10 protein-coding genes are annotated in these 13,291 nt (G+C 71.5%); 8 read left to right on the forward strand and 2 right to left on the reverse strand.

The genetic code is table 11. From position 1 onward, the window contains the following. Positions 1-439 (forward strand): hypothetical protein (locus GTW40_RS29210; RefSeq protein WP_161183138.1); only part of this gene is annotated, 439 nt, incomplete at its 5' end. Positions 440-662: 223 nt separating this feature from the next. Here GTW40_RS29210 and GTW40_RS29215 read toward each other — a convergent pair. Further along, positions 663-1,283 carry a hypothetical protein gene (locus GTW40_RS29215; protein ID WP_161183139.1) on the reverse strand — a complete coding sequence of 207 codons (621 nt, stop codon included), beginning with the start codon at positions 1,281-1,283 and terminating at the stop codon, positions 663-665. Positions 1,284-1,616: 333 nt separating this feature from the next. Between GTW40_RS29215 and GTW40_RS29220 the strand changes: the two genes are divergently transcribed. The 7 genes from GTW40_RS29220 (at position 1,617) to GTW40_RS29250 (ending at position 12,595) form a co-directional block, all read left to right on the forward strand. Next, positions 1,617-3,767, forward strand: a complete 2,151-nt coding sequence (locus GTW40_RS29220; protein ID WP_161183140.1) for a RecQ family ATP-dependent DNA helicase — start codon at positions 1,617-1,619, stop codon at positions 3,765-3,767. A gap of 134 nt (positions 3,768-3,901) precedes the next feature. Next, positions 3,902-5,542 carry a DUF4192 domain-containing protein gene (locus tag GTW40_RS29225; RefSeq protein ID WP_161183141.1) on the forward strand — a complete coding sequence of 547 codons (1,641 nt, stop codon included), beginning with the start codon at positions 3,902-3,904 and terminating at the stop codon, positions 5,540-5,542. Positions 5,543-5,674: 132 nt separating this feature from the next. Continuing rightward, entirely contained in the window at positions 5,675-6,433 is a 759-nt protein-coding gene (locus GTW40_RS29230) for an NUDIX hydrolase (RefSeq protein ID WP_161183142.1), read from the forward strand. Positions 6,434-6,617: 184 nt separating this feature from the next. Then, entirely contained in the window at positions 6,618-8,438 is a 1,821-nt protein-coding gene (locus tag GTW40_RS29235) for an ATP-binding cassette domain-containing protein (RefSeq protein WP_161183143.1), read from the forward strand. 161 nt (positions 8,439-8,599) lie between these two features. Further along, on the forward strand, positions 8,600-9,487 hold the full coding sequence (locus GTW40_RS29240) for an FCD domain-containing protein (RefSeq protein ID WP_161183144.1): 888 nt from the start codon (positions 8,600-8,602) through the stop codon (positions 9,485-9,487). 587 nt (positions 9,488-10,074) lie between these two features. After that, complete coding sequence (locus GTW40_RS29245; protein ID WP_161183145.1) at positions 10,075-11,604, forward strand: RNA polymerase sigma factor; 1,530 nt, start codon at positions 10,075-10,077, stop codon at positions 11,602-11,604. Between the two features lie 121 nt (positions 11,605-11,725). Beyond that, on the forward strand, positions 11,726-12,595 hold the full coding sequence (locus tag GTW40_RS29250; protein ID WP_161183146.1) for a serine protease: 870 nt from the start codon (positions 11,726-11,728) through the stop codon (positions 12,593-12,595). A gap of 117 nt (positions 12,596-12,712) precedes the next feature. Here the strand turns inward: GTW40_RS29250 and GTW40_RS29255 are convergent, their stop codons facing one another. Further along, entirely contained in the window at positions 12,713-12,943 is a 231-nt protein-coding gene (locus GTW40_RS29255) for a hypothetical protein (RefSeq protein WP_161183147.1), read from the reverse strand. Between the last annotated feature and the right edge of the window lie 348 nt (positions 12,944-13,291).

Raw genomic sequence — 13,291 nt, forward strand, 5'->3', positions numbered from 1 at the left:
GGCCGAGCCGAGCCCGTCGGGCCCGGCCGCTTCCGCCGCCCCCGCGGCGACCCCGCAGATCCAGCTGCTCCCGGCCTCGGCCGAGGGGGCGCTCGACGCCGCCGAGGAGGCGCTGGACCTGCTGCTCGACTCGGGCCGTTCCCCGGGTGAGGTGCTGGTGATCACCACCGGCGCCCAGCACCCGTGGACCGAGCACGAACTGTCCTTCGGTGAGGCGTCCTACTGGGCGCAGCACGACGCGGGCGACGACGTGTTCTACACGGACGCGACCTTCGCCGCCCGCGCCGCCGACCGTCCCGTGGTCGTCGTGGCGGTCAACGGTGGCAGCGCCGAAACCGCCACCACCGCCCTCTCCGCGGCCCACTCCCGGGCCGGAGCCCTGCTGATCGTCTGCGGCGACCCGCAGACGATCAACTCGGTCCTGGGCGCCGGGGTCTGACCCCGAGCGGCACGGTCCACCGGTCGCTCCGGTGATGTCCGCGCCGTCGTACGGTCCCTGCCGTGCCCGGAGCGCCGTCCGGTGGCCGTCCCCGTCACAGGGGCCGGCCACCGGACGGCGATTCGCCGTTCATGGTGCGTGAGCGTTCATGGTGCGTGAAGTCGTTCCGGCGGCGGCGCTGTGCCGCCGCCGTTTCGCGGGCGTACGTGCCGTGAACCCCGGATCAGCGGGCCGCCGCCCGGCGCAGCACCTCGGAGACCGGGCCGCCGGTGCGCGGTGCCAGGGGCGGGACCTCCGACAGGGCGAACGGCTCCGGCGCCGAATGGGCATGGGGACTACGGCCCCCGCGTCCCTCTCCGAGCACCTGCCAGCCCTCCTGGGTGAGCGTGATGTAGGCACCGCAGCGCAATCCGTGCAGCGTGCACGCGTCGCGCAGCCCCCACATCCAGGCGCCGTCCTCCTCCGTCCAACGCGCTTCGCCCTCGCGGCAGTAGAGCAGCACGGCGGTGCGCACCGGAGTGCGGCGGCGCAGGTCGTGCGGGATGATCCGGCGCAACTGGTCGAGCAGCGCGTTGCGGAACATCCAGCCGTCGGCCGGGGCGGAGCGCCTGGTGAACGAGGCGCTGGCACACAGCCGTTCGTCGGAGTCGAGCACGGCCACGACGGCCGTGGACGGTCTGGGGCGATGGCGGACGTGCAGCCCGCCCACGACCTCGCGCGGGTTGCGCAGCAGCGGGATTCCGGCGGCTGCCCACTCGGCGGGTTCGAGCAGACGGCTGGCGGAAGCGGCGGTCACGGACGTCGACAACGAGGCCGCCGAGGACGAGGCGAATCCGAAGGTCACGTTCCTCCCTTCGGCTACGCGCCCACACTGCGGGCGAGGTCGGATTCGGGGGAGCGCGCACCGCAGTAAAGCCCAGCCGGAACACGGGCGAGCCGTGCGGGGAGCGGACTTCAATTCTTCCTGTCGAACTTGGATGCGGCAACGAGCAATTGGGGCCGCCGACGGTTATCTGGTGGTGCGTTACTTATATCCCTACCCCCGGCGACCACCGACGACGCCTCGGGCGACCGTTTCGCGCCCTTTCCGCGCCCCGGCGCCGACGCCCGCGTGCGAGGGGGTGTGTCACGCCGTCCGGATTCGCCGAATGTCAGTGCCATCGGGTTGCATGGAGGCATGGACGATCTCACGCTCCGCACCGAAGCCGATGCGGTCCTCGCCGAGCTGGTCGGCGCCCGGGAGGGCGCGGCGCGGCTGCGGGAGGACCAGTGGCAGGCCGTGGCCGCGCTGGTGGAGGAGCACCGGCGGGCACTGGTCGTACAGCGCACCGGATGGGGCAAGTCGGCGGTGTACTTCGTGGCCACCGCGTTGCTGCGCCGCCGCGGCGCCGGTCCCACCGTGATCGTCTCGCCACTGCTGGCACTCATGCGCAACCAGGTCGACGCGGCGGAGCGGGCCGGTATCCGCGCCCGCACCATCAACTCGGCCAACCCCGAGGAGTGGGACACCATCCATGAGGAGGTCGAACGCGGCGAGACCGACGTCCTCCTGGTGAGCCCCGAGCGCCTCAATTCCGTGGACTTCCGCGAGAACATGCTGCCCAAGCTCGCCGCCACGGCCGGTCTGCTGGTCGTGGACGAGGCGCACTGCATCTCCGACTGGGGGCACGACTTCCGGCCCGACTACCGACGGTTGCGCACCATGCTGGCCGAGCTGCCGGCGGACGTGCCCGTCCTCGCCACGACGGCGACCGCCAACGCGCGCGTGACGGCCGACGTGGCCGAGCAACTGGGCACCGGTGGTGCGGACGCCCTGGTGCTGCGAGGACCGCTGGACCGGGAGAGCCTGCGGCTCGGTGTCCTGAAGCTGCCGGACGCGGCGCACCGGCTGGCCTGGCTGGGGGAGCGGCTGGGCGACCTGCCGGGCTCCGGGATCATCTACACGCTGACGGTGGCGGCGGCCGAGGAGGTCGCGGCCTACCTGCGCCAGCGCGGCTACCCGGTGGCCTCCTACACGGGCAAGACCGAGAACGCCGACCGCCTGCAGGCCGAGGAGGACCTGCTGGCGAACCGGGTGAAGGCCCTGGTGGCGACCTCGGCCCTGGGTATGGGCTTCGACAAGCCCGACCTGGGCTTCGTGGTGCACCTGGGCTCGCCCTCGTCCCCGATCTCCTACTACCAGCAGGTGGGCCGCGCGGGCCGAGGCGTGGAGCACGCGGACGTGCTGCTCCTGCCCGGCCGCGAGGACGAGGCGATCTGGGCCTACTTCGCCTCGGTGGGCTTCCCTCCCGAGGAACAGGTACGGCGCACCCTGTCGGTGCTGGAGCAGGCGGGACGCCCCTTGTCCCTGCCCGCGCTGGAGCCGCTGGTGGAGCTACGGCGCTCCCGGCTGGAGACCATGCTGAAGGTCCTGGACGTGGACGGGGCGGTCAAGCGCGTGAAGGGCGGCTGGATCGCCACCGGCCAGCCGTGGGTCTACGACGCCGAGCGGTACGCGCGCGTGGCCCACCAGCGCGAGGCCGAACAGCAGGCCATGCGGGACTACGTGGCGACCACCGACTGCCGGATGGAGTTCCTGCAACGCCAGCTCGACGACGAGAAGGCCACCCCCTGCGGCCGCTGCGACACCTGCGCCGGGCCCTGGCTCGACCCCGCCGTCGCACCCGACGCCCTGGCAGCGGCGCGGGGCGAACTGGAGCGCCCCGGTGTGGAGGTCGAGCCGCGCCGCATGTGGCCCACCGGCATGGCCGCGATCGGCGTCGACCTCAAGGGCCGCATCCCCGCAGGCCAACAAGCGGCCACCAGCCGCGCGCTCGGCAGACTCTCGGACATCGGCTGGGGCAACCGACTGCGCCCCCTGCTGTCGCCCCAGTCACCCGACGGCCCCGTCCCGGACGACGTGCTCTCCGCCGTCGTGACGGTGCTCGCCGACTGGGCCCGCTCACCCTCCGGCTGGGCGAGCGGTACGGCGGACGCGACGCCGCGCCCGGTCGGCGTGGTCGCGATGCCCTCCCGCACCCACCCCCACCTGGTCACCTCCCTCGCCGAAGGCGTCGCCCGCATCGGCCGGCTCCCCCTCCTCGGCACCCTCACCCTCACCGACGACCACCCCACCCCCCGCAGCAACTCCGCCCAGCGCCTGCGCACCCTGGCCACGTCCCTGACCGTCCCGCCCGACCTCGCCTCTGCCCTGGCGGCCACCCCGGGCCCGGTCCTGCTCGTGGACGACTACACGGACTCGGGCTGGACCTTGGCGGTGGCGGCGCGGCTGCTGCGGCAGGCGGGGGCGGAGGGGGTTCTGCCGTTGGTGCTGGGGGTTGGTGGGTAGCCGCAGTGGCTTGCGGCTGCGGTGGCGGCCCGGGCGAGGCTGGGGCCGTCCGTCGGCCGACTTGTTGGCGTGTCCCTGATCCGACTTATCCACAGGTCCCAGCGGGATTTCGCGAACTGCGAGATCGTCAGCGCATGACGAATCACAGCGAAACGGCCGGGCCGTTCGAGAACGGCGAGAACAGGGACTTTTCGGGAGTCGGATCGGAGGCGGGTACAGGGGCAGGGGCAGGGACAGGGACAGGAAGCGGCGGCCCGGCGGAGGCGGCCTTCGGCGGGAGGGATGTGCATGACGCCCAGGTGACGCTGCGTACCCCGGCCGAGCTGGCCGACGCGCTGCCCTATCTGCTCGGGTATCGGCCCGAGGACAGCATGGTCCTGGTCGCGCTGCACGACACCGACGGGCCGGGCAGGTTCGGCGGCCGGGCCCGACTGGGGATTCCCGCGAGCGAGGACGACTGGGGTGCGGCGGCTCGGCAGCTGGCCAGGGGGCTGGTGCTGGGCAGCGAGCGACGCGGGGCGCGTGCGGAGCGGATGGTCGCGTACGTCTGCCAGGAGCCACGAGCCGGTGAGTCCGGGCAGGACGTTATGCGGCGGCTTGGTCCCCTGGCCCAGCTGCTGCGCACCGAGTGCGGCAGCCTGGACGTCCCGGTCATCGAGGCGCTGTGTGTCTCGGACGGGCGCTTCTGGTCCTACGTGTGCCCGGTCGACGCCTGCTGTCCGGCCGAGGGCACCGTGATGGGCCTGCCCGGGACGTCGGTACTGGCGGCGGCGGCCACCTACGCCGGGCTCCAGGTACGCGGCACGCTGCGGGAACTCCGCGCCAGGATGCTGCCCTGGGAGACCTCCGCGGCCCTGGAGCAGGAGGTCGCCCTGGACGCGGCGGGCCTGTCCCTGGTGCCCCGCATTCTGGAGGAGGCGAGCCGTGAGGAGGTGGCGGAGGAGACCCTGGACCTCGCGGAACGCATCATTCGCCGCTTCGCCGAAGCGCCCCCGGTGTCCGGAACGCACCCGGCGGACCTGCGCGACGACACGTTGCTCGCGCACGACGAGGCGGCCGCGCTGATCCTCGGCCTCCAGGACCGCACGACGCGTGACCGGGCCGCCGCCTGGATGGAGGGTGACGAAGCGGGCCCCGCGCTGCGGCTCTGGCGAGCCGTGGCCCGCCGCTGCGTCGGCCCCTACCACGAGCATGCCGCCGCCCCACTGACGCTGGTCGGCTGGGTCGCCTGGTCCACCGGCGACGAACTGGAGGCGCGGGAGGCCCTGGCGATGGCCCTCGGCGCGGACCCCGACTACCTCTTCGCCCGCCTGCTGCACCAGGCATGCAACGAAGGGATCGACCCGGAGGCGGTCCGGCGCTGTCTGCGCGTGGAACGGGCGAACCGGCTGCGGGGGACGGCCCCGCAGGGAACCGCCGACACGGAGCCGGTCGCGGCTGCACCAGCGGCGCCGACTGACCCCGCGTCCACGTCCGCGTCCACGTCCGCTTCCTCTTCCTCTTCCTCTTCCGAGCCGGACGATCAGGCTCACCGCGACGACCCGGCCGAGGGTGCCGCCGCCGCGCCGCCCACGGCCCCCAACTCGCGCCGCCGACGCCGAGGTCGACCCTCCGGGCACACTGGCCCCGGCAGCACCGGCCCCACCCGTGCGGACGCCAGCCGCCGACGACCCCCGCACCAGCGTCGGGACGCCTCCTCCACCGCCCCCATCCGACCGGGAAACGCGAGGCGGGACGCCACCCGGACGTGCGCGACGGACAGGGAGAACAAGTGAGCGCGGGACACGGCGCAGCCCCCGAGCCGACAAGGACCTCTGCCACCGCCCTCGCGACGACAGCCGCCCACGTCCGCGACGACGACCGGAGAAGGGAGTGTTTATCGTCAAGGAGACGACTATGATCGCCTTATGCCCTACGACCCGTCAGCGTTTCCGCCATTCGCCGTCACCGTGGACCTGGTCGTGCTGACCGTTCGCCGTCATGCCCTGTGCGCGCTGGCGGTACGGAGAGGCGAGCAGCCCTTCCAGGGGCGTTGGGCGCTGCCCGGTGGATTCGTGCGGGACGACGAGGACCTGTCCCAGGCGGCGGCGCGGGAACTGGCCGAGGAGACCGGACTCAAGGCCCACGACCCCGCCGTCCCGGCCCAGGACAACGGCGCACATCTGGAACAGCTCGCCACCTACGGCGACCCGAAGCGCGACCCGCGTATGCGAGTGGTCAGCGTGGCACACCTCGCTCTCGCCCCGGACCTCCCCGCGCCCCGCGCGGGCGGTGACGCGAGCAATGCCCGCTGGGCGCCGGTCGCGGAGCTGCTCCAGCAGGGCGGGTACGGCCGGGACGGCGAGCCCGTCGCACCGCTCGCCTTCGACCACGGCCAGATCCTCGCCGACGGGGTGGAGCGGGCCCGCTCGAAGATCGAGTACTCGTCACTGGCCACGGCGTTCTGCCCGCCCGAGTTCACGGTCGGAGAATTGCGCCGCGTCTACGAGGCGGTCTGGGGCGTGGCTCTCGACCCGCGCAACTTCCACCGCAAGGTCACTGGCACGCCGGGCTTCCTCGTCCCGACCGGAGGGACGACAACCCGCCAGGGCGGCAGGCCGGCTCAGCTCTTCCGGGCCGGTGGCGCGACCCTGCTCAACCCGCCGATGCTCCGCCCCGAGGTCTGAGCCGAGCGCCTCAGGGGTGCTCGGATCGCGGCCCTCCACGCGGGATCACGCGCAAGCCCGCGGAGTCGTGTGCCCAAGGGGCGGCCCCCGAACGGCGCACACGAGTTGCGCGACCTCGCACGTCACGATAGAGCGAATCGGGTCATAGCCGAAAAAACGGACTTCGCGCGCTATCTTGCTTCGGGTGATCCAGGCCGTCGGACTGACCAGCAACCCCCGCAAGTCGCAAGCGCCCGCTGTGGACGACGTCTCCTTCGAGGCGCGCGCCGGGCACCTCACCGTCCTGCTCGGAGCGGCGGGGGCGGGCAAGACGACCGCGCTCGGGCTGATGCTCGAACTCCAGCAAGGGCGTGGCGTCACCTACTTCAGGGGGCGACCTCTGCACCGGATTGCCCACCCCTCGCGAGAAGTGGGCGTCGTACTCGGCGACGTGCCCGGACACCCCGCCCGCACGGTCCGCGGTCACCTGCGGATGCTCTGCGCGGCGACCGGAGTTCCCGCCCGGCGTGCAGATGAAGTCCTCGAAGCGGTCGGGCTCGTCAGCCTGCGCGAGGAACGGCTCGGCACCCTGTCGCGCGGCATGGACCGCCGCCTGGGTCTCGCCTGCGCCCTGCTGCCCGACCCGCACACGCTCGTTCTGGACGAGCCCACCGCCGACCTCTCGCCCGCCGAGGCCCGCTGGACGCACACCACGTTGCGCACCTACGCCGACCAGGGCGGCACGGTGCTCCTCACCACCGCCGATCCGAAGGAGGCCGCGCGGACGGCAGATCACGTCGTCACCCTGGACGGCGGCAGAGTCGTCGCGGATCAGGAGGGAAGGGAGTTCGCCCGCACCAGACTCCGCCCCCGGGTCGCCGTGCGCAGCCCTCAGGCGGCGCGCCTCGCGACCCTGCTCGCCAAGGAGGCGCGTGTCGAGCGCCGTTCCGTCGAGGTGGTGCCTGAGGGCGGCAACCGCATCTCCGTGTACGGCAGTACGACCGCCGACATCGGTGAGGCCGCCTACCGGCACGGCATCATGGTCCATCAACTCGCGGACGAGATCGGCGACATGGGTCCGGGTGGCGAACTCGCGGACACTGCTGGGACCGAGGGGCGACCGGGCGCCGAGATTCCGGCGGTCGAGGCTCCGGAGGTCGAGAGTGCCGCTTCCGGCGACACGTCCCCGGCGGCCGAAGTCGCCCTGGTCGGCAGTGCTTCGTCCCCCCTTCCGCCTCCCATCGCTGTCCGTTCGACCCCCAGTCCGCTCCGCCCGCTGCGGTACGAACTGCGTCGTGCCGCCGGGATCCGTACCGGGTTTCTCACCAGCGGGATCGCGCTCCTGGTGTCCGCGCTCATTGCCGTACTGCTGGCCCGGATCGGACACACCCCGCAGGAGCGGCTGTTCGCCGCGTGGCCGAGGGAGTTCCCGCTGCCACCCGTGGCGCTGGCGGCCGGGCTGCTCGGCGCGCTGTCCTTCGGGGACGAGTTCCGCTACCCCGCGCTGGCGGTGGATCGTGTCACCGTGCCCCGTCGACTGGGGCTGCTCGCCGCGAAACTCTTCGTCTCCGGAGTCACCGCCGCGATCCTCGCCCTCCTCACGCTCGGCTGCGACGCCGAAGCCCTCTATCTGCTCTACGGCCGGGAATTGACCCAGGTTCCGGAGGACTGGCTGTCGCTGGGCGTGAGTTGGTTCGCCCTCGTGATCGGGTGTGCGTGGGCCGGGGTGCTGGCGGCCGGGGTCTTCCGCTCGACCACGGCGGGGCTTGCGGCCGTGCTCGCGGTGCCGGTGGCCGTCGTACCGCTGGTGCGCCAGGTGTTCGAAGGGTCGTCCGTGCGAACCGCCGCCGGAATCACGGTCCGGATGCACGACGTCCTGCTGCTCCAGTGGCCTTTCGGCGGCGAGCGCTATGTGCTGGCGGTGATCCGGATCGTCGGCCAACCCGTAGGTGGCGCCATGGTGTTGTCGCTCGGTGCGCTGCTGTGCGCGTACCTGTTCGCGGTGCCGCGCGTCAGGGTCAGGTGAGGCCCGTCGTACGGTTCCCGCTCCACTGTGCGCACAACTCCCCGCAGAAAGCCCGTTTCTTTACGATAAGGCGTCAATTGCGACGGGGTGAGCGATCACCCTTTCGTGTGCTTTTCACCAAAGCCCTCAAGGCAGTTGGAGGCAGCGCCGACAAAGGATGCGTGAGTACCCTTGCGCACACCATGATGACCGCCGCCCGCTCCGCCGACTCCGGTCTGGCCGGCCCGGGCGAACTCGACCGTTACCCCTACGCCGAGGCTCCGGTGGCCGATCGCCCCACCGTGCCCGCCTGGGAAGGGGCAGATTCCGAGCTGGGCCGTGTCGGCCGGCGCGCCGCGGGCAACCGCGGGCGCGGATTGCACGGCCAGCTCGTCCAGCAGCTGGGTCAGATGATCGTCTCGGGCGACCTCGGGGCGGACCGCCCGCTGGTGCCCGAGGAGATCGGCCAGCGTTTCGAGGTCTCCCGTACCGTCGTCCGCGAATCCCTCCGGGTCCTGGAGGCCAAGGGCCTCGTCAGCGCCCGACCGAACGTCGGCACGCGGGTGCGCCCCGTGAGCGACTGGAACCTCCTCGATCCCGACATCATCGAATGGCGGGCCTTCGGCCCACAGCGCGACGACCAGCGCCGCGAGCTGAACGAGCTGCGCTGGACGATCGAGCCGCTCGCCGCCCGCCTCGCCGCCGGGCATGGCCGCGAGGAGGTGCAGCAGCGCCTCTCCGACCTGGTCGAGATCATGAGCCACGCCCTCTCCGGCGGGGACGCGCTGACCTTCTCGCGGGCCGACACCGAGTTCCACGCCCTGCTCATCCAGGTCGCGGGCAACCGGATGCTGGAGCACCTCTCCGGGATCGTCTCCTCCGCGCTCCACGTCTCCGGCGGCCCCGTCACCGGCTGCGACCGGCCCTCCGAGGCGTCGCTCTCCCAGCACGGCCGGATCGTGGACGCGCTCGGCGCGGGCGACGCCGGGGCGGCCGAGGCGGCCATGCGCCAGCTGCTCACCGTCCACCCCGAGGTGGAGCGCGTGGTCCCGGCGCCGCGCGAGCACTGACCGCACGACGAACGAACGAACGCGGGCGGCGGCGAGCGAAGCGGTCGTCGGCGCGTGGTGCCCCGCGCCGGGCCGGTGCACCACGGATGTGGCCGGTGCGCCACGGATGCGGGTGGTCCTGTCGGAGGTGGTGATGGCGGTGCCGGGCTCGGGGCCCCGCCGTCGCGACCCCGGCCGGTGCTGTCGCGACCCCGGCCGCTGCTCATGGCGTCGGTCTCGTGGCGGTCCATGGCGCCGGACCGGACTCCATGGCGTCGCGCGGCGGACTGCCGAGGACGGCGGCTTCGGTCTCGACGGAAAGCGGGCTCATCTCGTTAGGATGAAAAGAACCCGTTCTGCTCGTGTCCGACAACTTTTGACCGCTTACGGGGTGTGACTCGGGCCACGCAGATTGGGCGTAACGCTCGTGGAAACAGTGCGATGACCTAAGAGGTAAAGCCGCGGAGGGAATACGGACGCCGTACCAGGCGCTGTGAATCTTCCCGGCCCCGCCCGCGCCGTCGGCCCATCCCCAGGCCGGTGGTCGGCTCCTGTCCGTGTCGGACGGTGAGCCGGAAGCCGCTTTCCAACGTTCCGAGAGGTTGTTCGTGTCGGCCAGCACATCCCGTACGCTCCCGCCGGAGATCGCCGAGTCCGTCTCTGTCATGGCGCTCATCGAGCGGGGAAAGGCTGAGGGGCAGATTGCCGGCGACGATGTGCGTCGGGCCTTCGAAGCCGACCAGATTCCGGCCACTCAGTGGAAGAACGTTCTGCGCAGCCTCAATCAGATCCTTGAGGAAGAGGGTGTGACGCTGATGGTCAGTGCCGCAGAGCCCAAGCGCACCCGCAAGAGCGTCGCAGCGAAGAGCCCCGCCAAGCGCACCACTACCAAGACGGTCGCGGCGAAGACGGTGACCACCCGCAAGGCCACGGCTTCCACGACCGCCCCGGGCGCCTCCGCGTCGGATGACGACGAGGACGCCACCCCCGCCAAGAAGGCCGCGGCCAAGAAGACCACCGCCAAGAAGACGGCCGCGAAGAAGACCACCGCCAAGAAGACCGCGGCGAAGAAGACGGCTGCCAAGAAGGACGACGGCGAGCTTCTCGAGGACGAGGTCGTCGAGGAGACCAAGTCCGGCGACGAGCCCGAGGGCACCGAGGCCGCCGGTTTCGTGCTGTCGGACGAGGACGAGGACGACGCGCCCGCGCAGCAGGTCGCCGCGGCCGGCGCCACCGCCGACCCGGTCAAGGACTACCTGAAGCAGATCGGCAAGGTCCCCCTGCTCAACGCCGAGCAGGAGGTCGAGCTCGCCAAGCGCATCGAGGCGGGTCTGTTCGCCGAGGACAAGCTGGCGAACTCCGACAAGCTCGCCCCGAAGCTCAAGCGCGAGCTGGAGATCATCGCCGAGGACGGCCGCCGCGCCAAGAACCACCTCCTGGAGGCCAACCTCCGTCTGGTGGTCTCCCTGGCCAAGCGCTACACCGGCCGCGGCATGCTCTTCCTGGACCTCATCCAGGAGGGCAACCTCGGTCTGATCCGCGCGGTCGAGAAGTTCGACTACACCAAGGGCTACAAGTTCTCCACGTACGCCACCTGGTGGATCCGTCAGGCGATCACCCGCGCGATGGCCGACCAGGCCCGCACCATCCGTATCCCGGTGCACATGGTCGAGGTCATCAACAAGCTCGCCCGTGTGCAGCGCCAGATGCTCCAGGACCTGGGCCGCGAGCCCACCCCGGAGGAGCTGGCCAAGGAACTCGACATGACCCCCGAGAAGGTCATCGAGGTCCAGAAGTACGGCCGCGAGCCCATCTCCCTGCACACCCCGCTGGGCGAGGACGGCGACAGCGAGTTCGGTGACCTCATCGAGGACTCCGAGGCTGTCGTCCCCGCCGACGCCGTCAGCTTCACGCTCCTCCAGGAGCAGCTGCACTCGGTGCTCGACACCCTCTCCGAGCGCGAGGCCGGCGTCGTCTCGATGCGCTTCGGTCTCACCGACGGTCAGCCGAAGACCCTCGACGAGATCGGCAAGGTCTACGGCGTGACGCGCGAGCGCATCCGTCAGATCGAGTCGAAGACCATGTCGAAGCTGCGCCACCCGTCGCGCTCCCAGGTGCTGCGCGACTACCTGGACTAGTCCCGGTCGTACGACGGCGAAGGCCCGGTTCCCCTGGGGGAGCCGGGCCTTCGTGCTGCGGGCGGGCAGGGAGTGGATCACTCTGGGTGTCCCGATGCCACCCTGAGTGAGGAGTGCCTCGATGCGTCGTTCCATTGCCCGCACGCTGATCCCGCCGCTGGTCCTGGCGGGCGTCCTGACCGCGATATCCCCGGCCGGCGCGGCTCCCTCGGCCGTCGGCGGTGTGGTGGTCGGGGGCTTCCCGATCGATGTCTCGACGGCGCCGTGGACGGTGGCGCTGTCCAGCCGTGACCGGTTCGGGGGCACGCGGGCGGGCCAGTTCTGCGGCGGGGTGGCCGTCGCGCCGACCATGGTGCTCACTGCGGCGCACTGTGTGTCCGAGGACGCCCTGGGCGGACCGCCCGAGAGCGTCCGCGATCTCAAGGTCATCGCGAACCGCACCGACCTGCTGTCGGAGGACGGCGAGGAGATCGCCGTGAGCAAGGCCGAGGTCAACCCGGACTACGACGCCGCGGCCAATTCCGGCGACTTCGCCGTCCTCACGCTCGCCCAGCCGCTGCCGGAGGGCGTCGTCGTGCGCATGGCGGAAGCGGGTGACCCGGCCTACGCGGCCGGTACGGAGGCACTGGTGTCGGGATGGGGCGATACCAGTGGGCAGGGCGCCTACGCGAAGCATCTGTACGCGGCGCGACTGCACGTCCTCGCGGACGACGTCTGCGCCCACGCCTACCCGGGCGGCGCGGCGGGTGCCTATCGCGCCGACACGATGCTGTGCGCGGGGGAGACCGCCGGTGGTCCCGACGCCTGCCAGGGGGACAGCGGCGGACCGCTGGTCGCCGGTGGACGGCTGATCGGACTGGTGTCCTTCGGGAACGGCTGCGGGCGCCCCGGAAGCCCTGGCGTCTATACCCGGGTGTCCGAGGTCGCGAAGGTGCTGGGAACGGCTCAGGGCGCCGTCAGTCGCCGTACAGGCGCCATCGGCGGCAGCTGAGGGGGGCCGCTGAGAGTCTCGTCCGACCACGAGCGACGGGCGGCCGCTTCCGAGAGGGGAGCGGCCGCCCGTTCACCGGCCTGGTGCCGGGGCTGGCTCGTCGGGTGGGTGCGAGGTTCAGCGCTCTTCTTCGGAGGCGGTGCCCGGAAGGGACGTCAGCCGCTCCGTCTCGTCCTGTATCTCAGCGGCGATCTTCTTGAGTTCCGGCTCGAACTTGCGACCGTGGTGGGCGCAGAAGAGCAGTTCGCCGCCGCTGAGCAGGACGACGCGCAGGTATGCCTGGGCGCCGCAGCGGTCGCAGCGATCGGCGGCCGTCAGGGGGCTCGCGGGGGTCAGAACAGTAGTCACGTCGCCTCTTCTCTAGCTCGACGAGCTGTCGTACCAGGGTCAACATCCAACCAGGCCGAAATCGTTCCCGCTCGGGGGTTTCCGTCGGAAAAATCTTTCCGGGTGGCTGTCTGCTGCCGGTTGGCGGCGAATGTGCCGTAGTGCGTTTCTTGTGTGCTTACGGGTTCGCGCTCATTGGGTCTCGGTCCTCCCGGCTGGGTTGCCGGTTGTTCATGAGGACGTGCCCGGAGCCTAAATGGTTCATGCCTCGAAGGGAACGTGATGTGGACTTCACTCCATCGAGGGATCGAACGCTCGTGCGAGTGTGGACTAGGGTGAGTTCCCCGACGAGGGTGGCGTTACACCGGC

Source organism: Streptomyces sp. SID4985, from assembly GCF_009863025.1.
In the GTDB taxonomy this organism is placed as follows: domain Bacteria; phylum Actinomycetota; class Actinomycetes; order Streptomycetales; family Streptomycetaceae; genus Streptomyces.

Bases quoted from the DNA above. Each gene is read 5' to 3' on its own strand.
- GTW40_RS29225 (WP_161183141.1), top strand. From the start codon at position 3,902: ATGACGAATCACAGCGAAACGGCCGGGCCGTTCGAGAACGGCGAGAAC.
- GTW40_RS29220 (WP_161183140.1), top strand. From the start codon at position 1,617: ATGGACGATCTCACGCTCCGCACCGAAGCCGATGCGGTCCTCGCCGAG.
- GTW40_RS29250 (WP_161183146.1), top strand. From the start codon at position 11,726: ATGCGTCGTTCCATTGCCCGCACGCTGATCCCGCCGCTGGTCCTGGCG.
- GTW40_RS29230 (WP_161183142.1), top strand. From the start codon at position 5,675: ATGCCCTACGACCCGTCAGCGTTTCCGCCATTCGCCGTCACCGTGGAC.